This is a genomic window from Mesorhizobium jarvisii (assembly GCF_003601985.1).
Classification (GTDB): Bacteria; Pseudomonadota; Alphaproteobacteria; order Rhizobiales; family Rhizobiaceae; genus Mesorhizobium; species Mesorhizobium jarvisii.
The window spans coordinates 177,783-201,102 of record NZ_QZXA01000003.1; the positions used below are offsets into that span (position 1 = coordinate 177,783).

At 64.6% G+C, this 23,320-nt stretch carries 26 protein-coding genes; 11 read left to right on the forward strand and 15 right to left on the reverse strand.

Annotated features, from left to right (window positions below; translation table 11 throughout):
- Window positions 1-97: 97 nt before the first annotated feature.
- From D3242_RS08400 to D3242_RS08410, 3 genes are all read left to right on the forward strand, one after another.
- Window positions 98-2,761: a DNA translocase FtsK gene (locus D3242_RS08400; protein ID WP_064981460.1), complete on the forward strand. Its 2,664-nt coding sequence runs from the start codon at window positions 98-100 to the stop codon at window positions 2,759-2,761.
- Between the two features lie 134 nt (window positions 2,762-2,895).
- The gene (locus D3242_RS08405) at window positions 2,896-3,576 is read left to right on the forward strand and encodes an outer membrane lipoprotein carrier protein LolA (protein ID WP_027047537.1); all 681 of its coding nucleotides are present in this window, start codon (window positions 2,896-2,898) and stop codon (window positions 3,574-3,576) included.
- Window positions 3,577-3,806: 230 nt separating this feature from the next.
- The gene (locus D3242_RS08410; protein WP_038650507.1) at window positions 3,807-4,613 is read left to right on the forward strand and encodes an exodeoxyribonuclease III; all 807 of its coding nucleotides are present in this window, start codon (window positions 3,807-3,809) and stop codon (window positions 4,611-4,613) included.
- Window positions 4,614-4,753: 140 nt separating this feature from the next.
- Here the strand turns inward: D3242_RS08410 and D3242_RS08415 are convergent, their stop codons facing one another.
- The 3 genes from D3242_RS08415 to D3242_RS08425 all read right to left on the reverse strand — a co-directional run bounded on the left by D3242_RS08415 (window position 4,754) and on the right by D3242_RS08425 (window position 6,525).
- On the reverse strand, window positions 4,754-5,251 hold the full coding sequence (locus tag D3242_RS08415) for a GNAT family N-acetyltransferase (protein WP_064981457.1): 498 nt from the start codon (window positions 5,249-5,251) through the stop codon (window positions 4,754-4,756).
- A gap of 9 nt (window positions 5,252-5,260) precedes the next feature.
- Window positions 5,261-5,719: a cyclic nucleotide-binding domain-containing protein gene (locus D3242_RS08420; RefSeq protein WP_038650502.1), complete on the reverse strand. Its 459-nt coding sequence runs from the start codon at window positions 5,717-5,719 to the stop codon at window positions 5,261-5,263.
- Between the two features lie 122 nt (window positions 5,720-5,841).
- Window positions 5,842-6,525 carry a response regulator transcription factor gene (locus D3242_RS08425; protein ID WP_010912284.1) on the reverse strand — a complete coding sequence of 228 codons (684 nt, stop codon included), beginning with the start codon at window positions 6,523-6,525 and terminating at the stop codon, window positions 5,842-5,844.
- A 144-nt stretch (window positions 6,526-6,669) separates the two neighbouring features.
- Between D3242_RS08425 and D3242_RS08430 the strand changes: the two genes are divergently transcribed.
- On the forward strand, window positions 6,670-7,206 hold the full coding sequence (locus tag D3242_RS08430) for a L,D-transpeptidase family protein (protein WP_223217913.1): 537 nt from the start codon (window positions 6,670-6,672) through the stop codon (window positions 7,204-7,206).
- 70 nt (window positions 7,207-7,276) lie between these two features.
- On the opposite strand, the gene D3242_RS08435 is transcribed toward D3242_RS08430, so the two are convergent.
- Window positions 7,277-7,519: a hypothetical protein gene (locus tag D3242_RS08435; protein WP_038650500.1), complete on the reverse strand. Its 243-nt coding sequence runs from the start codon at window positions 7,517-7,519 to the stop codon at window positions 7,277-7,279.
- 130 nt (window positions 7,520-7,649) lie between these two features.
- Between D3242_RS08435 and D3242_RS08440 the strand changes: the two genes are divergently transcribed.
- Entirely contained in the window at window positions 7,650-8,582 is a 933-nt protein-coding gene (locus D3242_RS08440) for a LysR substrate-binding domain-containing protein (protein ID WP_064981455.1), read from the forward strand.
- Between the two features lie 24 nt (window positions 8,583-8,606).
- Here D3242_RS08440 and D3242_RS08445 read toward each other — a convergent pair whose 3' ends face one another.
- The 7 genes from D3242_RS08445 to tsaD form a co-directional block, all read right to left on the reverse strand.
- Window positions 8,607-9,350, reverse strand: coding sequence for a glycosyltransferase family 25 protein (locus D3242_RS08445; protein WP_064981453.1), 744 nt, complete (start codon window positions 9,348-9,350; stop codon window positions 8,607-8,609).
- Between the two features lie 15 nt (window positions 9,351-9,365).
- A complete protein-coding gene (locus tag D3242_RS08450; protein WP_064981451.1) occupies window positions 9,366-9,782 on the reverse strand; it encodes a DUF1761 domain-containing protein in 417 nt (138 codons plus the stop codon).
- Window positions 9,783-9,851: 69 nt separating this feature from the next.
- Complete coding sequence (locus D3242_RS08455; protein ID WP_394811825.1) at window positions 9,852-10,550, reverse strand: class I SAM-dependent methyltransferase; 699 nt, start codon at window positions 10,548-10,550, stop codon at window positions 9,852-9,854.
- A complete protein-coding gene (locus D3242_RS08460; RefSeq protein WP_019861976.1) occupies window positions 10,505-10,930 on the reverse strand; it encodes an EVE domain-containing protein in 426 nt (141 codons plus the stop codon). Before D3242_RS08460 ends, D3242_RS08455 begins: the two co-directional genes overlap by 46 nt.
- Before the next feature lie 38 nt (window positions 10,931-10,968).
- On the reverse strand, window positions 10,969-11,265 hold the full coding sequence (locus D3242_RS08465; protein WP_064981446.1) for a YciI-like protein: 297 nt from the start codon (window positions 11,263-11,265) through the stop codon (window positions 10,969-10,971).
- Window positions 11,266-11,316: 51 nt separating this feature from the next.
- Window positions 11,317-12,348: an NAD(P)H-dependent glycerol-3-phosphate dehydrogenase gene (locus D3242_RS08470; protein WP_019861974.1), complete on the reverse strand. Its 1,032-nt coding sequence runs from the start codon at window positions 12,346-12,348 to the stop codon at window positions 11,317-11,319.
- Entirely contained in the window at window positions 12,345-13,430 is a 1,086-nt protein-coding gene (gene tsaD / locus D3242_RS08475) for a tRNA (adenosine(37)-N6)-threonylcarbamoyltransferase complex transferase subunit TsaD (protein WP_171880410.1), read from the reverse strand. Before tsaD ends, D3242_RS08470 begins: the two co-directional genes overlap by 4 nt.
- Before the next feature lie 102 nt (window positions 13,431-13,532).
- Here tsaD and hemC point away from each other — a divergent pair, with 102 nt between their 5' ends.
- The 6 genes from hemC (at window position 13,533) to D3242_RS08505 (ending at window position 19,635) form a co-directional block, all read left to right on the forward strand.
- Window positions 13,533-14,459 carry a hydroxymethylbilane synthase gene (hemC, locus tag D3242_RS08480; RefSeq protein ID WP_064981444.1) on the forward strand — a complete coding sequence of 309 codons (927 nt, stop codon included), beginning with the start codon at window positions 13,533-13,535 and terminating at the stop codon, window positions 14,457-14,459.
- Between the two features lie 2 nt (window positions 14,460-14,461).
- Complete coding sequence (locus D3242_RS08485; RefSeq protein WP_064981442.1) at window positions 14,462-15,172, forward strand: uroporphyrinogen-III synthase; 711 nt, start codon at window positions 14,462-14,464, stop codon at window positions 15,170-15,172.
- A 110-nt stretch (window positions 15,173-15,282) separates the two neighbouring features.
- Window positions 15,283-16,755 carry a COG4223 family protein gene (locus tag D3242_RS08490; RefSeq protein ID WP_064981440.1) on the forward strand — a complete coding sequence of 491 codons (1,473 nt, stop codon included), beginning with the start codon at window positions 15,283-15,285 and terminating at the stop codon, window positions 16,753-16,755.
- A 10-nt stretch (window positions 16,756-16,765) separates the two neighbouring features.
- Window positions 16,766-18,367 carry a heme biosynthesis protein HemY gene (locus D3242_RS08495; RefSeq protein WP_064981438.1) on the forward strand — a complete coding sequence of 534 codons (1,602 nt, stop codon included), beginning with the start codon at window positions 16,766-16,768 and terminating at the stop codon, window positions 18,365-18,367.
- A gap of 53 nt (window positions 18,368-18,420) precedes the next feature.
- Window positions 18,421-18,900, forward strand: a complete 480-nt coding sequence (locus D3242_RS08500; protein WP_027047532.1) for a tellurite resistance TerB family protein — start codon at window positions 18,421-18,423, stop codon at window positions 18,898-18,900.
- An 18-nt stretch (window positions 18,901-18,918) separates the two neighbouring features.
- Window positions 18,919-19,635 (forward strand): glutamine amidotransferase, encoded by a 717-nt coding sequence (locus D3242_RS08505; protein WP_064981436.1) that lies wholly within the window; start codon window positions 18,919-18,921, stop codon window positions 19,633-19,635.
- A gap of 26 nt (window positions 19,636-19,661) precedes the next feature.
- Here D3242_RS08505 and D3242_RS08510 read toward each other — a convergent pair whose 3' ends face one another.
- From D3242_RS08510 to D3242_RS08530, 4 genes are all read right to left on the reverse strand, one after another.
- Window positions 19,662-19,970, reverse strand: coding sequence for an NIPSNAP family protein (locus tag D3242_RS08510; protein WP_019861965.1), 309 nt, complete (start codon window positions 19,968-19,970; stop codon window positions 19,662-19,664).
- 49 nt (window positions 19,971-20,019) lie between these two features.
- Window positions 20,020-21,258 carry an MFS transporter gene (locus tag D3242_RS08515; protein WP_064981433.1) on the reverse strand — a complete coding sequence of 413 codons (1,239 nt, stop codon included), beginning with the start codon at window positions 21,256-21,258 and terminating at the stop codon, window positions 20,020-20,022.
- Window positions 21,259-21,523: 265 nt separating this feature from the next.
- Entirely contained in the window at window positions 21,524-22,624 is a 1,101-nt protein-coding gene (locus tag D3242_RS08525) for an aminotransferase class I/II-fold pyridoxal phosphate-dependent enzyme (protein WP_064981425.1), read from the reverse strand.
- Window positions 22,625-22,746: 122 nt separating this feature from the next.
- Window positions 22,747-23,205, reverse strand: coding sequence for a Ros/MucR family transcriptional regulator (locus D3242_RS08530; protein ID WP_010912262.1), 459 nt, complete (start codon window positions 23,203-23,205; stop codon window positions 22,747-22,749).
- Between the last annotated feature and the right edge of the window lie 115 nt (window positions 23,206-23,320).

The following is a 23,320-nucleotide window of genomic DNA, read 5'->3' on the forward strand; positions in this document are numbered from 1 at the left end:
GTTAATGCCCCCTTAACCTTCCCACCGATAGTCTGGCATCCGAATCTGCCGGAGTGCGTCATGCGCTCGGGCCAGGCAATCACTGACGGGGAAGAGCATGCGTTCAGGGGCTTCAGCACCGCTCGCGATGACCGATACGGGGCACGGCATCCAGGCTTTCGCGCGGCGCCAGGTCGGCCGGCTGGTCGGCGCCGGCATGTTTCTGGCTGTGGCCTTCGGGGTTGCCAGCCTCGCCACTTGGAACGTTGCCGATCCAAGCTTCTCACACGCCACCAGCAACACCGTCACCAACGCCATGGGCTATGCCGGCGCGGTTTTCTCCGACCTCGCCATGCAGTTCTTCGGCCTTGCCGCTGTCGCGGCGCTGGTTCCGGCTGTCATCTGGGGGTATCTCTTGTTTTCGGCGCGCGGCGTCGACAGGCTGCCCAAGCGTGGGCTGTTCTGGTTCGGCTTCGCGCTGCTCGCCGCCGCGATCGCCGGCTGCATCGTTCCGCCCAAGACCTGGCCGCTGCCCACCGGCCTCGGCGGCGTGTTTGGCGACATGGTGCTCAAGATTCCCGGCGTGCTGATCGGCGGCTATCCGACCGGGCTGATCGCCAGCGTGCTCGCCGTGCTGCTGGCCGTGCCGGCGCTCTGGCTGTTCGCCTATGGCTCGGCGCTGATCGGGCGCAAGAACGGCTTCGCCGTGATGGAAGAGCCGGCGGCCGCGGACCCGCGCGAGGACGATCTTCTGTTCGACAATGAAGAGGATGAGGGCGACGAGGGCATATTGGCGCTCGGCGCCATCACCCATTGGTGGCTGTCGTTGCGCGCGTGGATGCATCGCCGCGCGGTGCGCCGCAGGCAGGAACGCGACGAGTACGAGCCGGAGATGGAGCCGCGCCCCAGCGCCTGGCGGCGTGCCGCCGAGCGCGTCGAATCGGCCGAATTCGCCGAGCAACGGATGAGCCCGGATGGCCGCGCCCGCGTCGAGCCGGAATTCTTCGCCGCCATGGTCAATGACCGCAGCGTATCCGTCGATCCAGACGATGACGACATCTTCGACCGCGACGACGAGGACATGGATTTCGACGAGGAGCCCGTCACCCAGCGCCGTGCGGCGCCAACGGCCAAGGTGCAGCAGTTCCGTTCGGATGCCGCCACCCGCGTCGAGGCGCCGGCGCCGCGGCCGACGCCTGGCGCACGCGTCCAGCGCGAGGCGCAGACCTCGCTGATCGGCTCGGACAAGTTCGAGATGCCGTCGCTGCATTTCCTGTCCGAACCGAAGAACGTCGCGCGTGACCCGAGCCTGTCGAAGGATGCGCTGGAACAGAATGCGCGCCTGCTTGAAGGCGTGCTGGAGGATTTCGGCGTCAAGGGCGAGATCATCGCCGTGCGCCCGGGTCCCGTCGTCACCCTCTATGAGCTGGAACCCGCGCCCGGCATCAAATCGTCGCGGGTCATCGGCCTCTCCGACGACATCGCCCGCTCGATGAGCGCGATCGCCTGCCGCGTCGCCGTGGTGCCCGGCCGCAACGCCATCGGCATCGAATTGCCGAACGCCAAGCGCGAGACGGTGTATCTGCGCGAGATCATGGCGAGCCGCGATTTTGAGACGACCAAGGCAAAGCTCGCGCTGGCGCTGGGCAAAACCATCAATGGCGAGGCCGTCATCGTCGACATCGCCAAGATGCCGCACGTGCTGGTCGCCGGCACCACCGGCTCCGGCAAGTCGGTCGCCATCAACACCATGATCCTGTCGCTGCTCTACCGGCTGACACCGCAGGAATGCCGGCTGATCATGATCGATCCGAAGATGCTGGAACTCTCCGTCTATGACGGCATCCCGCATCTGCTCACGCCGGTCGTCACCGATCCGAAGAAGGCGGTGGTGGCGTTGAAATGGACCGTGCGCGAGATGGAGGACCGCTACCGCAAGATGTCCAAGGTCGGCGTGCGCAACATCGACGGGTTCAACGCACGGGTCCAGCTGGCTGAGAAAAAGGGCGAAAAAATCTCGCGCACCGTGCAGACCGGCTTCGACCGCCAGACCGGCGAGGCGATCTACGAGACGGAGGACCTCGATCTCGAGCCGATGCCCTACATCGTCGTCATCATCGACGAGATGGCCGACCTGATGATGGTCGCCGGCAAGGACATCGAGGGCGCGGTGCAGCGCCTGGCGCAAATGGCGCGCGCCGCCGGCATCCATGTCATCATGGCGACGCAGCGTCCGTCGGTCGACGTCATCACCGGCACCATCAAGGCCAACTTCCCAACCCGCATCTCCTTCCAGGTGACATCGAAGATCGACAGCCGCACCATTCTGGGCGAGCAGGGCGCCGAGCAGCTGCTCGGCATGGGCGACATGCTCTACATGGCCGGCGGCGGCCGCATCCAGCGCGTGCATGGCCCCTTCGTATCCGACGACGAGGTCGAGAAGATCGTCGGGCACCTGAAGCTGCAGGGCGTGCCCGAATATCTCGACGCCATCACCGAGGATGATGACGAGGATGAGGACGAGCCGTCCGGCAAGGGCGGTGGCTCCGGCGGCGGTGGCGGCGGCAATTTCGAGGATTCCGACGACCCCTACGACCAGGCGGTGGCGGTGGTGCTGCGCGACGGCAAGGCGTCGACCAGCTACATCCAGCGCCGGCTCGGCATTGGCTATAACCGCGCCGCCTCGATCATCGAGAAGATGGAAAAGGAAGGCATCGTCGGCCCGGCCAACCATGCCGGAAAACGCGAAATCCTGGTGCCGACCGAGGACGACAAGTTCTGATGGCGGGGAGCTCACGGCAACTTCGAACCCTCTGGCGCGTTCAGCAACTAAGCAGCGTTCGCCCCGCCAAACTTCAGCCCAACTGGGGGTTCAGGACAGCGACAGATACAGGAATCACCACGAGAGTGACCGACATGAAAAACGATCTTTCCAAGCTCAGCGATTTTGCCCCGACCCGCCGCCAGCTCCTCGGCTTCGGCCTTGTCGCTACGGGTGCAGCCGCCTTCAACGTGGTGCCCGGGTTCGAGCTGCTGGCTTCGGCGCAGGCGGCCGTGCCCGCCGCCGCGCAGAAGATCGCCGACCATTTTTCCTCGGTCAAATCGATGAGCGGCGAATTCGTGCAGTTTGGCCCCAAGGGCGAGCAGACCGGCGGCAAATTCTTCCTCGAGCGGCCGGGCAAGATCCGCTTCAACTATGATGGAGCGTCGAATTTCAAGGTGATTTCCGACGGCAAGTCGGTGGTCATACTCAACAAGAAAATGAACACATCGGACCTTTATCCGCTGTCGAAGACGCCGCTGAAGCTGCTGCTCGATGACCGGATCGACCTCTCCGGCGACCGCGTCAAGAGCGTCAAGGAAGAAGACGATCTCACCACCATCCAGCTTTCCGACAAGTCGGTGTTCGGCAATGCGCGCATCACCATGATGTTCGATCCGAAAACCTATGATCTGCGCCAGTGGACGATCACCGACGCGCAAGGCAAGGACACCACGGTGATGATCTTCAACACCAAGGAAGGCGTCAGCTTCGCGCCCGACACCTTTGCCATCGACTATACGGCGAACCGCGAGCTGAACACCAAGACAAGATAGCTCCCGTCGCTACGGCAAGTTTGCGGCGGCGGCGCTGAAACCAGTTTCTTTCTCCCCGTTTGCGGGGAGAAATGCCCGGCAGGCCAATGAGGGGCGCCGAGATCAATAACTGGCGCCCGGCTTGTCTTTGCTGCCCGCGGCTGGCAGTTTCCGGACTGACTCCCTCAAAAGGCGTCTTCTCCGTCAGGGCCTATCGATCCTGGCTGGCTGCACGCTGTCCGGATTGCCAAATGCCCTTTTCCGTCGCCACTTGGAACATCAATTCGGTTCGTCTGCGCATGCCGATCGTGGAGCGACTGCTCGACGAGTACGCGCCCGACGTGCTTTGCCTGCAGGAAACCAAGGTTCCCGACGAGCTGTTCCCGGAAAAGGCATTCCGCAGGCTCGGCTACCAGCACATCGCCTTCCATGGCCAGAAGGGCTATCACGGCGTCGCCACGGTGGCGCGGCGGCCGATCGAGGTGGTCGAAAAGCGCCGCTTCTGCGAGATCGAGGACAGCCGGCATCTGTCGGTGACGGTGCGCGCCGGCGGCAAGACGATCCTGCTGCACAATTTCTACGTTCCGGCGGGCGGCGACGAGCCCGATCCCGAAATCAACAAGAAATTCAAGCACAAGCTCGATTTCGTCGCCGAGATGAACGCTATTCGCGCCGAGCACACAGAGGTGTCCGCCTCGGTGCTGGTCGGCGATCTCAACATCGCGCCGCTCGAGCACGACGTCTGGTCGCACAAGCAATTGCTCAATGTGGTCAGCCACACGCCGGTCGAGACCGAAAACTTCGAGGCGATGCGGCTCGCCGGCAATTGGGTCGACCTGATGCGGCACAACGTGCCACTAGACCAGAAGCTCTACACCTGGTGGAGTTATCGCGCGCAGGACTGGGAAGCATCGAACCGGGGCCGGCGGCTCGACCATGTCTGGTCGTCGCCCAATCTGGTGCCTGATTTCGCCGGCTACGAAATACTGCGCGCGGCGCGCGGCTGGGAGCGGCCGTCGGACCATGTTCCTGTCATCGCGCGCTTCGACCTGGATTAGGTATGTCGATATTCAGGTGAGGCCGGCCTGCAAATAGCGGCTTCCTGCGCTTCCGGTGCTCACGTACCCAAAAGTACGCTCCGCTCCGGTTCTCGAAAGCCACCATTTTCGGCTCGGCCTGACCTGAATCTCAACACACCTTAGGCCGGCGTCCCTGCTCGACGTTCCCATTCCGGCCGCAGCTGCGCCATGACCAGTTCGTCGCGGTGCACGCCATTGAAAAGCGCGCTTCCTCGCGCAATACCTTCGGCTGTGAATCCAACAGCCTCGTAGGCGCGCCGCGCGCGATGGTTGTCCGGAAAGAGGCCGATGCATAGCCGATAGGCGTCGGTTTCGACAAAGGCCCGGTCAATCGCTGCCGCCAGCAGCATCCGGCCCTGGCCTTGGCCCGGCGCGACAACGGCAATGCGCTTGACCAGTGTCACACGTTCGGCAGAAGCCCAACCGCGCAAGATCACGAAGCCGATCGGCGCCGAGCCTTCGATCCCTACGAAATAGGCGTGGGTGCCGTCGGCAAAGGCTTGGCGATGACATGGCTCATCCCAGCGTCCGACAAAGGCATCGTAGCCTGCGCGCCGTTCGGTGGCCATGATGAAGGGCAGGTCATTTTCGGTGGCTCGAACAAGCCGGAAGTCCATTCGCGGCTCTCACCTACCCGAAAACCGTGGCGCCAGTTCCTCGATGCGGCGGATCATGTCCTGGAATTCCTCGGAGATGCGCTGGTGCAGCTTCACCGCCAGTTCCGGATATTCCTCGAGGATGCGGCGGAACATCTTGCGGCTGAGCCGGATCACTTCCGAATCGATTTCGGCCGACGCGCTGGTCAGCCGATTGGTGTCGGCGATCAATGCCAGTTCGCTGAGCATGGTGCCGGGGCCGGCGGTGCCGATCGGGATACGCTCGCCACTCTGCTCGCGATAGAGCACGATGCGTCCGCTGACCACGACATAGGCCGAATCGGCCTCGTCGTCCTCGCGGTAGAGCTTGTGGTTGGCCTGCAGCAGGGTGGTCTCGGCGCCGAAGGCGAGCAGGCGCAGCTGTTCCTGCGTGAAACCCTGGAAGAGCCTCACGGCGGACAGAATGCGGATGTCGTCATCCAACGCCATCTCTAGCTGCGTCCCCGAACGGTCAGTCCAATCCCTCCTTCACGAGTCGATCCTTAATCCCCTCCAACAGGATCGCACCCGAAAGCGGTCCCGCCCAGACCGCTTATTGGATAATGAAATGTTTAAGGAACCAGCTTGTAGCCACCGCTTTCTGTCACAAGAATTTCCGCATTGGAAGGATCGCGCTCGATCTTCTGGCGCAGCCGGTAGACATGGGTTTCCAGCGTGTGCGTGGTGACGCCGGAATTGTAGCCCCAGACTTCCTCCAACAGCACGTCGCGCGTCACCACCTTCTGGTCGGCGCGGTAGAGATATTTGATGATCGAGGCTTCCTTCTCCGTCAGCCGCACCTTGCCGCCACGCGGGTCGATGAGCAGCTTCTGGCTGGGTTTGAAGGTGTAGGGGCCGACCGAGAAGGTGGCGTCCTCGCTCTGCTCGTGCTGGCGCAGCTGGGCACGGATGCGCGCCAGCAGCACCGCGAAGCGGAACGGCTTCGTCACATAATCGTTGGCGCCGGCCTCGAGACCCAGAATCGTGTCCGAATCGGTGTCGTGGCCGGTCAGCATGATGATGGGCGCCTTATAGCCGCCCTTGCGCAGGATTTTGACGGCCTCGCGGCCGTCCATGTCGGGCAGGCCGACATCCATGATGAGCAGGTCGATGAGGCCGCCGCGTGCCGCCGTGACGCCTTTTGCCGCAGTCGCTTCCTGCAGCACGTCGAATTCCTCGTAGAGGGCGAGTTGCTCGACCAGTGTGCCGCGCAGGTCGTCGTCGTCGTCGACGATTAGGATGGTGCGTGAAGTCATGGATCAATCCGTTGTTTTGAAAATGAAATTCAGTTGACCGCTGCGTATTTATGCGGAAGCTGGCCGACACAATAGCCGATCACAGTGATTTGTTCCGTGGCACGATCATACAAGAAAAAACGCGATCGCAATGCAGCCGGCGCAATTTTGCCGAAACGGCTGCGTGTGCTGACCGTGCGGGCAAGGCCCGGCCACCCCAGCCAGGGCCTGCTGCAGGCCGGAAAAACCGTGTTTGCCTGCGCGCTCGGGCGTGGCGGCATCTCGGCCGACAAGCGCGAGGGCGATGGCGCCACGCCGCTCGGCTCGATGCGGATCCTGTCGGGTTATTTCCGGGGAGATCAGTTTGCCGGTGGCCGCCGGACGCGGCTGGCGATGACGCCGATCGGGCCCGACCTCGGCTGGTGCGAGGTATCAGACGACCGCAACTACAACAGGCCTGTCAAGATCCCCTATGGCGCCAGCCATGAGCGCATGCGGCGCGACGACCGGCTCTACGACGCCTGCCTGGTGCTCGACTGGAACATCGCGCCGCGCCGCCGCGGGCGCGGCAGCGCCATCTTCTTCCACCTGGCGCGACCGGATTTCACGCCGACGCAAGGTTGCGTGGCGGTGACCGCGCGCACGATGGCCCGGCTGCTGCCGCTGCTGTCGGGTAGGACGGTGGTGAAGGTGGTGCGGTAGGGAATGGGCAGTAGGCAGTAGGCAGTAGGGATCTCTTTCTACGTCTATCCCCTACTGCCCACTTCCTTTTCTATCGCTTCTGCCAACCCGTGCCCAGCAGTCCGATTTCACGGAGTTCCCGGTCCATCGCCCTGGCGATGTCGCGGCGTTCGCCGCCGATATCGCGCAGTTCACGGTCGGAAAGGTCGTCGACCGATTCCAAGGGAAGCCTGGCGGCGACGTTGGCCTGGCGCAGCCAGTCGAACGTGGCGCGCAGCCACTGCGGGAGAGATGATTTCAGGGCGGTATGGGACTTCAGAGCGATGTCGGTCATGGCTTTATCCGGTTTCTCCGGATATCAAATCCGGTTTGAAGGTATCTCGATGTCGAGATCATGCCGGATTGAAAAACAAACGGGAAACGAGTAGTTCTTTTCAGATCATCAAGTTTTATTTGGAGATCAGATGTCTCGCCTCCTGCCCGGAACGCGCGCGCTGAGGACCTTCGTGGCGGCGGCGCGTCTCCTCAATTTCACCCGCGCCGCCGACGAGCTTGGGCTGACGCCGGCCGCGGTCAGCCATCAGGTCAAGGAAATCGAGGATCAGCTTGATCTGGTGCTGTTCACCCGCACCAGCCGCACCATGCGGTTGACGGAAGCGGGAAACGTGCTTCACGAGGCGTCGATCGATGCGCTCGACCTGCTCAACCGTGCGGTGTCGCGCGCCCACAAGATGACGCGCGGCACGGCGCTCTTGAAGGTGACGCTCGACGCGCAGTTCGCGACGAAATGGCTGATGCGGCGCATCGACGATTTCCGCGGTCAGAGGCCGGGCATCGAGTTGCGTTTCGACATCACCTACGATGTCAGGGACTTCGAGCGCGACGACGTCGATATCGGCATCCGGTTCGGCACCGGCAGATATGCCGGGCTTTGCGCGCACCGGCTGTTCGACAACATCATCATCCCGGTGTGCAGCCCGGCGCTGCTGGCTTCCGGGCCGCCGCTCAACGAACCGCGCGATCTCTTCCGGCATACGCTCGCGCATATCGATTGGTCGCGGCAAGGCGTCACCTGGCCGAACTGGAGCATGTGGATGCAGGCGGCCGGCGTCGACGATTTCGACGACAGCCGCACGCTCGTCTTCGGTTCCTCGACCGATGCCACGCAGGCGGCACTCGACGGCAATGCCGTGGCGCTGGCCGACTTCGCCATGGTCGCCAATGATTTGTCGCAGGGGCGTCTCGTGCGCCCCTTCGAGCTCGGCATCAAGGTCGCGCCGGAATTCGCCTATTTCCTGGTCTATCCGGAAACCGTGAAGGACGACGCCCGCATCGCAGCGTTTCGTGAGTGGCTGCTGGAGGAAGCGGCAAAGACGCACGGCACGGAGAAGGTGTAGGCGGCTGCCGGGCCTGTCTTTCGGTCACGACCGGGCGTTGTAGCCGAAGATCATGCGTCGGAACTTCTTCAGGGTCCATTTCAGCTTTTTGTAGAAAAGCGGCTGCTTTTTGCCGGCGACGGAGGTGTGAAATGAGCCGTTCTCGCTGCCCTGCTCGGCAATCGGCCGCTCGAACCAAAGCATCTCAACCCCGAGCCTCTCGTCCATCTGCTCAATCTGGTGGTCGATCGCCGTCGATATCTTGTTTTGCGCGATCCAGGCGCAGCGGGCCTCGGCAACCGGGCGGGTGATAAGGTAGGAATCGGCGCATCTTGCATGGAGAGCCGGATAAAGCTTCTGGCCCTTCCGCAATTTCCAACTCGGCGTGTAGTAGTTGCTGCCATTGCCGAGATAGATGACGGCCTTGCGCGTTGAGCCGCCGAGTTCAGCCAGCCCCTGCCGGAACTTGGCGACGAAGTCGCGGGCGAGGAAGACGTCGTCCTCGAAAACCAGGCAGTAGGGCTGGTCGGTCTCGAGGAAATCGCGCCAGATGCCGACATGTTTCAGCGCCAGCGAGACGGTCGCCAGGTGGGTAAGGGCGGGCGCGACCAGCTCGTTTCGGATTTCCGGCGTGATGTCTGCCTGGTCCCAGTCCGTGTAAAAATAGACCGGCACGCCGCGCCGCTCGAATTCGCGGACGATGTGGCGGCGCCGGTCGTCATAGCCTTGCTTGACGTGGCAGATCCGGGTGAACACCTGGTCGCGTGGAAATCCGGACTCGTCCGCCATCGACAATGCGCCGGCTTAGCTTGCCGCGGCGCCGAACCAGCCGATCACCGCGCCGACGATCAACAAGACGCCCAGCCAGTGGCCACCGTCGATGAGGGTCAGGTCCCAGCCGAAATTCTCGTAGCGATGGTTGACCGACAGCGTCGTGGCGACGAAACCCAGCCAGAGCACGAAACCGAAGACAAGCCCGGCGAGCAATGTCGGTTCACCGCCGGTCATCGCCCCGACCACCAGCGCCATGATGTAGGCCATGACCAGTTCGGCGACGAAGCTGATGACGAAAGGCAGCGGCGATTTCTTCATCGTCGCCGGATCGAGCTTGGCGGCCTTCAGCCACGGCTTGCTCAACACCATGTACCAGGCGGCGCCGAACAGCCAGGCCAAGACGGCGGCGGCAATGACCGCCAGCCAGTTCACTGCTGAAAAATCCATGAGCTTCCCCCTCCAGATGCAGGCCATGCGACATGCATGCATTCTGTATCAGGCGCTTCGGCGATGGCGTCAAGCAAAGCGCCAGACGGTGGTGCGCTTGACTAGGGAATCCTCCAGCGCCCGCGTGACTTCCACCTCATAGACTGCAAGCGGCTCCAACCCCGATTTCGGCAGATACGACCGGCCGGGATCGCCGACGAAGATCTCGGCTCCGCGCGCCTTGAGTGTCGCAAACCATGGCATCAGGCGGTCGGCGAAGGATTTGTCGTAGAAAACGTCACCGGCCAGCACCACGTCCCAGCCCGCATCGGTGCCGATGCAATCCGTGCCGAGGAAGCCGATCCCGACGCCATTGGCCTCGCCGTTGAGGCGGATCGCGGTGGCGCAGAACGGGTCGATGTCGGCGGCGATCACTTCGGCGGCGCCCGCCTTGGCGGCGGCGATGGCGACAAGGCCGGAGCCCGAGGCGAAGTCGAGCACGCGCTTGCCCCGCACCGTGTCGGGATTGTCCAGGACATAGCGGGCAAGGCCCTGGCCGCCTGCCCAGGCAAAGGCCCAGAAGGGCGGCGGCAGGCCGATCTCGACCAGTTCGTCCTCGGTCCGCTGCCACAGATCGTGCGCTTCACCGGCGAGGCGCAGCAGAATCTCCGGCACGTGCGGCGGCGCCATCAGCGCCGTGTTGTCGAGGATGAATTGCTTCGCGCCGTGCGGGGTGAGCGCCGTCACGGAGCGGGCGTCAGGCCGCCCATGCGGCAGACTTCCTTCCATTCGGCCGGGGTCACCGGCTGCACGGAAAGCCGGCCGAGCCGCACCAGCGCCATTTCGGCAAGCTTCGGATTGGCTTTTACCTGTTCCAGGGTCGGCGGGTTCGGCACATCGCGAACCGCGCGGATGTCCACGCATTCCCAGCGCGGATCATCCGAAGTGGTGTCGGGGTGGGCCAGCGCGCAGACTTCGGCGATGCCGACGATGTTGAGCCCCTCATTGGAATGGTAGAAGAAGCCGAGATCGCCGATCTGCATGGCCTTCATGTTGTTGCGGGCGGCGTAGTTGCGCACGCCGTCCCATTGCGTGCCTGCCTTGCCCTTGGCCTTCAACGCCTCGAAGGAGAAAACCGAGGGTTCGGATTTGAACAGCCAGTAGTTCATGTTTCTCCTCCGTGCGATCCAGGTGCGGGCAACCGGAATTAACTAGCCGCCGGCTTGTTGAACGTCCAGTTCCACTGGCGAATTTCGACGCTTTCGAACAGAGCCGCCTTGGCATAGGGGTCGGCGGCCGACAAGGCCTGCGCCGCGGCCAGATCCGGCGCCTCGACGACCACGAGACTGCCGTTGGGCTTGCCGTCGGCATCGAGGAACGGACCGGCGAAGGCCAGTTTCTTGTCCGCATTCAGCCCTTCGAGAAAGGCGACATGCTCGGGCCGCGTGTCGAGGCGCACCTGCAGGCTTCCGGGCTTATCCTTGCAAACAAAAGCAAACAGCATGGTCTTTCTCCTGGTCGTTGAGATTGAAATTGGGGGGTTGAAGTTGGGGGATCAATCGTTGGTTTCGGTCTTCAGCGGCCGGGTCATCAAGCCCGTCACGGCCTGGCGGATGGTGATGGCGCCGTCCAGTATGGCTGCCACGGCAGCGATGATCGGCGCGTCGATGCCGCGCTCGGCGGCGATGCGGGCGGCGATCGCCGCCGTCGGCACGCCCTCGGCCAGCGCCAGTCCGGCAAGCGCCTTGCCTTGCCCGAGCGCCAGCCCGTAGGCGAAGTTGCGCGATTGGGCCGACGAACAGGTCAGCAACAGGTCGCCAAGGCCGGAAAGCCCCATCAAGGTCTCGGGCCTGGCGCCGAAGGCGGCACCGATGCGGCGCAGTTCGACGAAGCCGCGCGTCACCATGGCGGCCTGGGCGCTGGCGCCGAGCCCGGCGCCGGTGACGGCGCCCGCGGCAATGGCAAAGACATTCTTCAAGGCGCCGCCGATCTCGACGCCGATCAGGTCGTCGCTCGAATAGCAACGCAGGTTTTCGGCGGAAAAGCGGGCGGCAAGGTCGACCGCCAGCGCCTCGTCACGGGCGGCGACCACCACCGCCGTCGGCAGGCCGCGGGCGACATCGGTGGCGAAGCTCGGGCCCGACAGTGCGGCAACCGGATTTCGCGGCAGGATTTCCTCGACAATTGCCGACAGCAAGGCGCCGGTGTCGCGCTCGATGCCCTTGGCGCAGAGAACAAGCGGGATGCCACCCGGTATATGGTCCTTCGCGGCCGTCAGCGTCGCCCGCAGCGATTGCGCCGGCGTCACCGCCAGCACGCAATCGGCGCCCGAGAGCGCTGCCGCAATGTCCGATGTCGCCTCGATGCCGGGCGCAATGGCGATGCCGGGCAGATAGCGCGGATTCTGGCCTTGGCCGATCGCCGCCACGGTTTCCGGATCGCGCGCGAACAGCCGCACCTTATGGCCGGCGCGCAGCATGGCCAGCGCCAGCGCCGTGCCCCAGGCGCCGCCGCCCAGCACGGCGACCTGCCAGCCGCCTTTACCGGGACGGGCCATGCCCTGACTGTTCTCGCTTGGACCAGTCATGCCTTGGCTCCGCGCCGGCCGGAACCGACCATCGGCGCCGAGATGCTGTCCAGCGGCCAGCGCGAGCGCGGCACGAAATCGAAGCCGTTCTCCTGCGCCATGCCTTCCCGCAGCCGTTCGATGCCGGCCCAGGCGATCATCGCGGCATTGTCGGTGCAAAGCTTGAGCGGTGGCGCGACGAAGGTGAAACCGGCCTCGGCGCACAACCGTTCCAGCGTTGCCTTGATGGTGCGGTTGGCGGCGACGCCGCCGGCAACCACCAGCGCAGGGTTTTTCGTGTCGGGAAATGTCTGGCTGAATCGCGCCAGCGCGCGCGAAACGCGGTCGGCCAGCGCATCGGCGACCGCTGCCTGGAACGAGGCGCAGATGTCGGCGACGTCCTGGTCGCTCAGCGGCTCGATCGCGGTCGCCGCCTGGCGCACGGCGGTCTTCAGGCCGGAGAAGGAGAAGTCGGGCTGCGCCGAACCCTTCATCGGCCGAGGGAAGGCAAAGCGCGAGGCGTCACCTGATAGAGCCGCCGTCTCGACGCTCGGTCCGCCTGGATAGGGCAGGCCGAGCATCTTGGCGGTCTTGTCGAAGGCTTCGCCGAGCGCGTCGTCGATGGTGGTGGCCCAGCGCTGATAGTCGCCGACACCGCGCACCGCCAGGATCTGCGTGTGACCGCCGGAGACCAGCAGCAGCAAATAGGGAAATTCGAGCCCATCGGTCAGCCGCGCCGTCAACGCGTGGCCTTCGAGGTGGTTGACGGCGATCAGCGGCTTGCCTGCGGCGGCGGCGATCGCCTTGGCCGTCATCAGCCCGACGATCAGGCCGCCGACTAGGCCGGGGCCGGCGGTGGCGGCGATGGCATCGATATCGGCAAGGGTTGTGCCCGAATCGGCCAGCGCCGCCTCGATGATGCCGTCCAGCGCCTCGACATGGGCGCGGGCGGCGATCTCGGGCACGACACCGCCGAAGGCGGCATGTTCCTCGATCTGCGAAAGCACGACGTTGGACAGGATTTGCGGCGCGGCATCGCCTTCCAGCGCCACGACGCTGGCGGCGGTCTCGTCACAACTCGTCTCAATGCCCAGAACGCGGATCAATTCGTCGCTATCCCAAGAGATTGTGTAGCCAGGCGTTCCCCTTTAGGGAGAATGCCGGAAACGCAAAGCCAGCCGGGGGGTTATCACGGACCGCGCGCCATGCAAACAATCTTGAAAATCGGAACACGCGGCAGCCCGCTGGCGCTGGCACAGGCGCATGAAACACAGGCGCGGCTGATGGCCGCGCATGGCCTGCCGGCGGAAGCCTTCGAGGTCGCCGTCATCTCGACCAGCGGCGACCGCATCCAGGACCGGCCGCTGTCGGAAGCCGGCGGCAAGGGCCTGTTTACCAAGGAAATCGAGGAAGCGCTGCTTGCCGGCGCGATCGACATCGCCGTTCATTCGTCGAAGGACATGCCGACGCGATTGCCGGACGGTCTGGAACTCAGCGCATTCCTGCCGCGCGAGGATGCGCGCGATGCCTTTGTCGGCAAGGCGGCAAAGGCCATCGCCGAGCTGCCGCGCGGCGCCAAGGTCGGCTCGTCGTCGCTCAGGCGGCAGGCGCTGATCCGCCGCATGCGGCCGGATCTCGACGTGGTGATGTTCCGCGGCAATGTGCAGACGCGGCTGCGCAAGCTCGACGAAGGCGTCGCCGCCGGCACCATCCTCGCCTATGCCGGGCTGAAGCGGCTCGGTCTTGAGCATGTCGCCACCGATTTGATGCCGCTCGACATTTTTCCGCCCGCACCCGGGCAGGGTGCGATCGGCATAGAGAGCCGTATCGGCGACCGCGACGTCGAAAAGATGCTGACGGGGATCCATGATGTTCGGACGGGGCAGGCGCTGGCCTGCGAGCGCGCCTTCCTGGCGGCGCTCGACGGCTCCTGCCGCACCCCGATCGCCGGCCATGCGACGATCGAGGCCGGAACTCTCTCTTTCGCCGGCCTGATCATCTCACCCGACGGCACGGAGTCGCACACGGTCGAATTGCAGGGACCGGCACAGGATGCCGCCCGCATCGGCGATGAGGCCGCCCGGACGGTGCGGGCCAGGGCCGGCGAAAAGTTCTTCGACGGCTGGCTCTGACGATGCTTCGCGTCCTGGTGACCAGACCGGAACCGGGCGCCTCGCGCACGGCGCGGCGGCTTCAGGAGAGGGGCTTTCAACCGGTCGTTCTGCCTTTGACCGAAACGGTGGCTTTGCCTGCCGATGCGGGGTTCGTCACTGGTGATGCCGTTGCCGTTACCAGCGCCAATGCCGTGCGCCATACCGCAAACGAGGTCATCGCGGCGCTTGCTGCTCTTCCTTGCCATGCCGTGGGCGCCAGGACCGCCGAAGCGGCGCGCAAGATGGGGTTCTCATCCGTCATTGAAGGCTCGGGCGATGCCGAGGCGCTGGCCGACGCCATCGCGGCGGCGTTGCCCGGCAAGGCAATCACCTATCTCTGCGGGCGCGTGCGGTTTCCGATGTTCGAACAACGGCTGGAAGCGGCTGGAGTCCGGGTTCGCGCCGTGGAGACGTATGACACGCTCCCGGTGCCATATTCCGACGAGACCATCCTCGCGCTGCTTTCCGGCCAGTCGGTCGATGCGGTGCTGCTCTACTCGGCCAAGGCGGCCGTCGCGATGCAGGCTTTGAGCAAACGGCCTGCCTTGCAAGAGGCCTTTGAAAAGATACAGGCTTTCGCTCTTTCCGCCCGCATAGCCGCTGCCTTCGGCGACGGCGCCGGCAAAACAATCCGCATCGCCGCGCGACCCGACGAGGAGGCGCTGCTGGCGCTTTTGCGGGTGCTGCCCTGAGCCGCGTCATCACACCGCCCCTTTTCACCGCTTGGTGATGTGCTAGACCCTTTCTGAACCATCACGCGCCGGCAGGCGTTGAGACGAAGCGAATTTTGCGGAGCCCAGGCATGGTCAAGACGCCGAAGATGCGACACTCGAAAAGCCGCCGCGAGCCGGTGACCATCGATCTCGAGCCCGGTGCCGTTTCCCGCGTCGTCGATGAGGATGCCGTCAGGGCAGCGGCCAAGACAGACGAGGCCAAGGCTGAGGAAGCCGCTGATGCCTCGCAGCCGGAGGCTCCCGAAGAGCCGGTGCATGCCGACCAGACCGATCTCGAACCCTGGGAGCATGCCGATGGCGTGGGGCAGGTCGGGACCGAGCCGTCCGCGGAGGCCAAGGCCGTTGAGCCGGAGATGCCCTATCCCGGCTCGGATGCGCCAGCCCATCGCACTGCCGCCTCCGACTATAATTTCGAGGATGCGTCGGCCAAGCGTAGCGATGACAGCAAGGCAAAAACCCAGACGCGGGACGAAAAGATGGCGCCGATACCGGCCGCGGCAAAGCGTGGCGGCCTGAACGGCATCGCTGCCGGCATCATCGGTGGCGTCATCGCGCTCGCCGGCGCCGGCGGCTTGCAATTTGCCGGCCTGCTTGGCGCGCCGGGTTCCGGCGCCGGCGTCTCGCTCGACGGCGTCAATGGCGAGATCGCTTCGCTGAAAACCGAAATTGCCGGGCTGAAGGACGGCGGCGGCAATAATGACGCAGCGGCCAAAGTGGTTGGACTTTCCTCGGGGCTGGAGCAGGTAAAGGCCGATGTCGCGGCGCTGAAATCGGCGGTCGAACAGGGCGGTGCTGGCGACAATGCCGGGCTTGCGGCGCTCGGCGACAAGGTCAAGCAGATCGAAACCGCGGTCGCCGCCCTCGGCAAGGCCGGCAGCGCGGCGCCGGTCGATCTCGGCCCGCTCAACGAAAAACTGGCGAGCCTCGACGCGCTGGTGAAATCGACGGGCGAAGCTGCGAAGGCCCAGGACAGCCGGCTCGCCGCGCTGGAACAGTCGGTGTCGCAGCTTTCCGGCAAGGTCGAGGCGGCGGCAGGACAGCCGAAGATCGCGCTCGCCATTGCCGCGTCGGCTTTGAAGTCGGCGCTCGAACGCGGTGCGCCGTTCTCGGCTGAACTCGATACGCTGGCGGCGATTTCGCCCAACGCGCCTGAGCTCGCGACCCTACGGCCCTATGCCGAAAAGGGCGTGCCCACCCGCACCGAGATCGCCTCGCAAATGGATGCCGCAGCCAATGCCATGGTCGCCGCCGCCACGCCGGTCGACCAGAATGCCGGCTTCCTGCAGAACCTGATGTCGAGTGCCGAATCGCTGGTCAAGGTCCGGCCGATCGGCGCCGTCGAGGGGCCTGGCGCGCCGGAAACCGTTGCGCGCATGGAGGTGGCCGTCACACAGGGCGACTATGCCAAGGCGCTCGGCGAATACAATTCGCTGCCTGAGGCCGTGAAGGCCGCCGGTGCCGACTTTGCCGGCAAACTGAAGGCGCGCATCGAGGTCGAAACCCAGGTCGACGCGCTGGTCTCCGGCGCGATGAAGGCATGAGGGCAAAACGATGATCCGCCTGCTCGCCTTCCTCATCGTCGTCTTCGCGCTCGGTCTCGGCTTTGCTTGGCTGGCCGACCGGCCGGGCGACATGGTCGTTACCTTCAGCGGCTACCAGTATCAGGTCAGCCTGATGGTGGCGGCGGTGGCCATCGTCGCTGTCGTCGCCGCGGTAATGATCCTGTGGTGGCTGATCAGGTCGCTGTGGAACAGCCCCTATACCATCTCGCGCTATTTCCGCGTGCGCCGCCGCGACCGCGGCTACCAGGCGCTGTCGACCGGCATGATCGCCGCCGGCGCCGGCGACGGTGCGCTGGCCCGCAAGAAGACCAAGGAAGCGGCCAAGCTGATCCGTTCCGACCAGGAACCGCTGATTCATCTGCTCGAGGCGCAGGCTTCGCTGCTCGAAGGCGACCATGAAGGGGCGCGGCAAAAGTTCGAGAGCATGCTCGACGATCCCGAAATGCGGCTGCTCGGCCTGCGCGGGCTTTATCTCGAAGCCGAACGGCTGGGTGACCGCAATGCCGCACGCCACTATGCCGGCCGCGCCGCCGCCGTTGCGCCGCAACTGGCCTGGGCGGCCGAATCGACACTGGAGGAGCTGACCGCGCGCGGCGATTGGGACGGCGCCTTGAAACTGGTCGACGCGCAGAAGGCGACGCGGCAGATCGAGCGCGATGCCGCCAATCGCCGTCGCGCCGTGCTGTTGACCGCCAAGGCGCAGTCGCTCGCCGACAGCGATCCCACCACCGCCAGGGCGGCCGCACTCGAGGCCAACAAGCTGCAGCCGGATTTCGCCCCCGCCGCCGTTGCCGCCGCCGCCGCGCTGTTCAGGCAGAACGATGTGCGCAAGGGCTCGAAAATCCTGGAGACCGCCTGGAGGGCCGAGCCGCATCCCGAGATTGCCGAGCTCTACACCCATGCCAGGCCGGGTGACGCCGTGCTCGACCGTCTCAACCGGGCGAAGAAGCTGCAGGAGATGAAGAAGAACCACGCCGAATCGTCGATGACGGTGGCGCGTGCCGCGCTCGACGCACAGGATTTCGCTACCGCTCGCACCGAGGCCGAGGCCGCGATCCGGATGGACCGCCGCGAGGGCGCCTATCTGCTGCTGGCCGACATCGAGGAGGCCGAGACCGGCGACCAGGGTAAGGTGCGGCAGCTGCTGTCCAAGGCGGTGCGCGCGCCGCGCGATCCGGCCTGGGTCGCCGATGGCGTGGTTTCGGAACGCTGGGCGCCGGTATCGCCTGTCACCGGTCGGCTCGATGCCTTCGAATGGCGCGCGCCGATGGAGCGGCTTGGCCAGTTGATCGACAGCCGTGACGATGCGCCTGAGACCACGGTGCCGGTTATCGAGGCGTTGGCGAAGCCGGCCAGCGAGAAGCCGATCGACGCGATCGAGCCTGCCACGGCGAGCAGCGAGACAACAAGCAAGGGAATCGATAGAAGCGAAGACCACGTCACGCCGGTCACGGCGGCTGCGTTCGCGGCGGTACCAGCCGATGCCGAGGCCGTCGAGCCGGCGGAAGAACTGGCGCGGCTGCCGGACGATCCGGGCGTCGATCCGGACGAGGAAGCGGAAAAATCGCCGCGCCGCTTCCGGCTGTTTTAATTTTTGGCCTTCGGGTGATTGACTTGGCCCTTGGGCCGTTTGGGAATGGATTGATGTTCGAACGCGTTCTGTCGTTTCTCAGGGATTTGCCGGCCGGCGCCGGCGCGCAAACCAGCACGGACGACCCGCGCGTCGCCGCCTCGGCGCTGCTCTACCATGTGATGAACGCCGACGGCGTGCGCCAGGACGTCGAATGGGAGCGGTTCAAGGCTGTGCTCTCCGAGAGCTACTCGATCAGCGGCGCCGAACTCGAAGCGCTGGCCGCCGCCGGCGAGCGCGCCGACAATGAGGCGATCGACCTCTACGCCTTCACCAGCGTGCTCAAGCGCCATCTCGACGCGGACGGGCGCAAGGCCTTCATCGGCCTGATGTGGGAGATCGTCTATGCCGATGGCGAGCTGCATGAGCTAGAGGACAATACGGTGTGGCGGGTCGCCGAACTGATCGGCGTCGAGCGCCACGACCGGGTCGAGGCGCGCCGCAAGGCGGCGGCGCAGGCGCCGGGTGCCCGCGGAACATCCAGCGACGAATAGACGGGATCTCGCCTGACGATGCCGCGCGCAACGAGCTCGAAGCCAAAAATCCTGATCGTGCTGCATCAGGAGAATTCGAGCCCCGGACGCGTCGGCCACATGCTCATCGAAGAGGGTTTCGAGCTCGACATCCGCCGGCCGCCGCTCGGCGACGCCTTGCCGGAGACGCTGGACGGCCATGCCGGCACGGTGGTGTTCGGCGGACCGATGAGCGCCAATGACGAGGACGAGTTCGTTCGCCGCGAGACCAACTGGCTGGAAATCCCGCTCAGGGAGAACCGGCCGTGCCTTGGCATTTGCCTCGGCGCGCAGATGCTGGTCAACCATCTCGGCGGCAAGGTCGAGGGGCACGGCGAAGGGCTGGTCGAGATCGGCTGGTATCCGCTCAAGGCGACCGAGGCCGGCAGGAAGCTGATGCACTGGCCCGAAATGGTCTACCAGTTCCACCGCGAGGGCTTTTCCTTGCCCCGCGACGCGACGCTGCTGGCGACGGCGGAGACCTATCCCAATCAGGCCTTCCGCTATGGCGACAATGCCTGGGGCATACAGTTCCATGGCGAACTGACCCGGGTGATGATGCAGCGCTGGGTGGTGCGCGGCGCGCATCGCTTCGAATTGCCTGGCGCCCAGCCCGGCCGCGATCACCTCGGCGGCAGGCTGATCTGGGACATGCATCTGAAGCGCTGGCTGGACGAGTTTTTGCGCATGGTGTTTGGGACGCCGGCGGTGCGGTAGCTCCATCTCTTGGAGCAATTCTTTAGCTAGGGTTCGAGCACCGGCCGCATGAAGCTGCGCTCATAGCTTAGAATGCTGCGATTGCGCTTTTCCGCTTCAAACACATCCTGGCATTCCGGGTCGGCTGCCATCCGCTTGCGATAGTCCTCATAGTCGGCAAGGCTCGGAAAGCTGAACATGGCATAGGCGATATTGTTCGCTCCTTCGCTCGGCAGGAAATAGCCATGATGGTTTCCGCCGAGGCGATTGACCAGACCGATCCAGCGACGGCCATATTCTTCAAACTCGGCAAGCTTGTAGGGGTCGATGACATATTTCAGGCAGCAGGTGATCATGGGATTTCCTGTGACGGGGGTGATGTTTCTTGCCGACCATCGGCGAGCGTCAGTTGCGCCCGTCGAGGTGGCGAACCCTGCGCAATTGCGGAAACAGCCAGGCCCACAGGCCTGCTACCGCGATGGCGCCGACGCCGCCGATCACCACTGCCGGCACGGTGCCGATCAGCGCCGCCATGGTGCCGGCACGGAATTCGCCGACTTCGTTGGAGGCGCCGACGAAAACCTGGTTGACGGCGTTGACGCGGCCGCGCACCTCGTCCGGCGTCCACAGCTGGATCAGCGTCTCCCTGATGTAGACGCTGAACATGTCGGTGGCGCCGAGGAGGGCCAATGCGACGATCGACAGCCAGGTGAGGGTCGACAGTCCAAACAGCACGGTGGAGGCGCCGAATGCCGCGACGAAACCGAGCATGATCACACCGGCATGGTTGCGGATCGGGTGCCCGGCGAGCCACACCGCCACGCAGATGGCGCCGATGCCGGGCGCCGAGCGCAGCAGGCCGAGGCCCCACGGGCCGAGCTGCAGGATGTCGCGCGCATAGACCGGCAGCAATGCCGAGGCGCCGGAGAGAAGCACCGCGAACAGGTCGAGCGAGATGGCGCCAAGCACGATCTTCTCGCTCCAGATGTAGCGGAAGCCGGCAAACAGCGTGTCCATGGTCGGCTTGTCGGTGGCGGTCCGCTGGGCGGGCCTGGGAATGGTGAAAATCAAAAGGGCGGCGGCCAGCATCAGCATGGCGGCGATGGCGTATGCGACTTCCGGAGAAACCCCGTAGAGCAGGCCGCCGGCAACCGGTCCAACGATGGTCGCCGTCTGCCAGGCGGACGAGTTCCAGGCAATCGCATTGCCGAAATCCTCAGGCGGCACCAGATTGGCGAACAGCGAGGACGAAGCCGGGCCGTAAAAGGCCCGCGCCGTGCCGAACATCGCGAGCACGGCGAAGATCGGCAGCGGGCTGACAAGACCGCGCAGCGTCAGGACCAGCAGAGTGAGGGCGCATATGCCCTCGATCACCGTCGACAGCGCCATGATCAGCCGGCGTCCGAAGCGGTCGGCGACGACGCCGGTGACCAGCACCAAAAGCAGCGATGGCAGGAACTGGACGATGCCGACAATGCCGAGGTCGAAAGGATCGCGCGTCAGATCATAGACCTGCCAGCCGACGGCGACGGAGACGATCATGGTCGCGAAGGTGGTGAGGAAGCGCGCCGTCCAGTAGCTGAGGAAGGCTTTGTGCCGGAAGGCAGCGTAACGCTGCTCAGGTGAAGTTTGTAGGGATGTCATGAATAAAGGCCCCGTTGCGATGGCATTGGAGCGACGTGCGTCCAATTGGACGCACAAAGTGCGCTCCAACACTGTTTAGTTTCGCATCGTGCTTTCCGAAAATCGGAGTGGACTTTCGGGCCGATGCGATGCCGGCGGGGCACTTCCCAAGGTTGGGCGCTGGTCCGACCAATGGAACGTCTAGCAAAGTTCGATGCGCGATGCGTGCGAAAATCAGCACTGGATCAAGGGATTTTCAGCCTGTTGCGCCCATCGCACAAGGAAATTACTGCCGAAGTGCTGCCGAAATGGCGTCGAGCCCGCCTCGCAACTCGGCCTCCGTCGGCCAGCCGAAGCCGACGCGGAAGAAGCGCTTTTCCATCTCGAACCAGTGGCCGGGCCCGACATAGGTGCCATGGTTTTCCAGCAGGTTCACATAGAAGCGGTCGAGATCGAAGCCGGGTTCGACATTGAGGCGCGGGAAGCCGACGACACCGCCTTCGGGCCGCACCCAGTCGACCAGCGGTTCGCGGTCGATCCAGGCCTGGACGATGTCGCGGCGCTTGGCCATTTCGGGCAGCAGCGCTCCCAGGAAGGCGTCCCGGCGTTCGAGCATGCCGCGCGCAATGCCTTCGTCGATGACGCTGCCGCAGATGCCGATCTGTTCCTTGGCGGCAAGGAACGTCTCCTGTAGTGCTGGATCCCTGGTGATCAGCCAGCCAATGCGGATGCCTGGAATGCCGAAGGCCTTCGACAGCGACGCGACGCTGATCGCCTTCGTGCTCAGCGAGGCCGCCGACGGCAGGCGCCGGCCATAGGAAAGGTCGCGATAGGTCTCGTCGACCAGCAAATGGCAGCCGCTGGTCTCCGCGAGCGCCACCAGCGCGTCGAGATCGGTCTGGCCCATCATCGTGCCGGTCGGGTTGTGCGGGCACGTAACGCTGATCAGTTTCGTGTTCGGTCGCATCGCCGCCCTGACGGCCTCGACATCGATGGCAAAGCCGTCCTCGAAGGCGAGGTCGACGAAGCTGATGGCGCAGCCGATCGCCCTTGGGGTTTCGATGTTGGTGGCGTAATTGGGCCGGATGACGACGAGATGGTCGCTCGCCGACAGAAGCGATGTCGAGATGATGAACAGCGCGCCGGCGGCACCGGCGGTGACCAGCACATCGTCAGGCGAGACGCCGGCGTCCTGTGCCGCGATCAGCGCGCGCAAGTCCTTGTCGCCGCGATGCTCGCCATAGAACAGCGTGAGGTCCGGCAGCGACAGGCCGATGTCGGAGAGCTTCTGGTCGGCGATCGAGCTCTCGGAGAGGTTGAAGCGGATGCGGTCGTAGCCGTACTCCTCCGGCGCTTCCTTCTCGATCACCATCCTGGTGTAGTTCATGGCTTCCCCCAGATCCCCTTGTCTGGTTTATCCAAGCCACAAAAACAGGAAGCCTGCCAAGGCGGTTTCGCCGGCAGGCTTCTGTTCCAGTCGTCCTAAATATTGGCTCAGGACTGAATTGCTCAGGCTGAAACCTTGGCCTTGCGGCCCTTGGCCTTGACGGGCGCCACCTCAACGGCCTTGCGGCCGAGTCCGATGGACTTCGCCAGTTGCGAGCGCGAGGCCGCATAGTTGGGGGCAACCATCGGATAGTCAGACGGCAGGCCCCATTTGGCACGGTAGGCGTCCGGCGTCAGGCCGAAATGCACGCCGAGATGGCGCTTCAGCGATTTGAACTTCTTGCCGTCTTCGAGGCAGATGATGAAATCCGGCGTCACCGACTTTTTCGGGTTGACCGCGGGGACCAGCGGTGCGGCCACCGGCACCGCCGGCTTGCCGAGCCCGCCGATCGAGGTGGCGACGCTGGCGATGAGGTCGGCCAGGCCGGAGGCGGGCAGGCGGTTCTTCTCAACGTAGGCGGATACGATGTGGGCGGTCAGCTCGAGAAGGTCGATGCGAGCGTCGTTGCTATCGTCGGTCAATGTTTCCTCCGTCTATGGTGCACGGCCTCGAAAATGGGGTTCGTTTTCGAAAGGACGAGGCACAAAATCAAAAATGCTGAAGCGTTTCTGGCGTATCCAGTGGACCGCGCGGGGG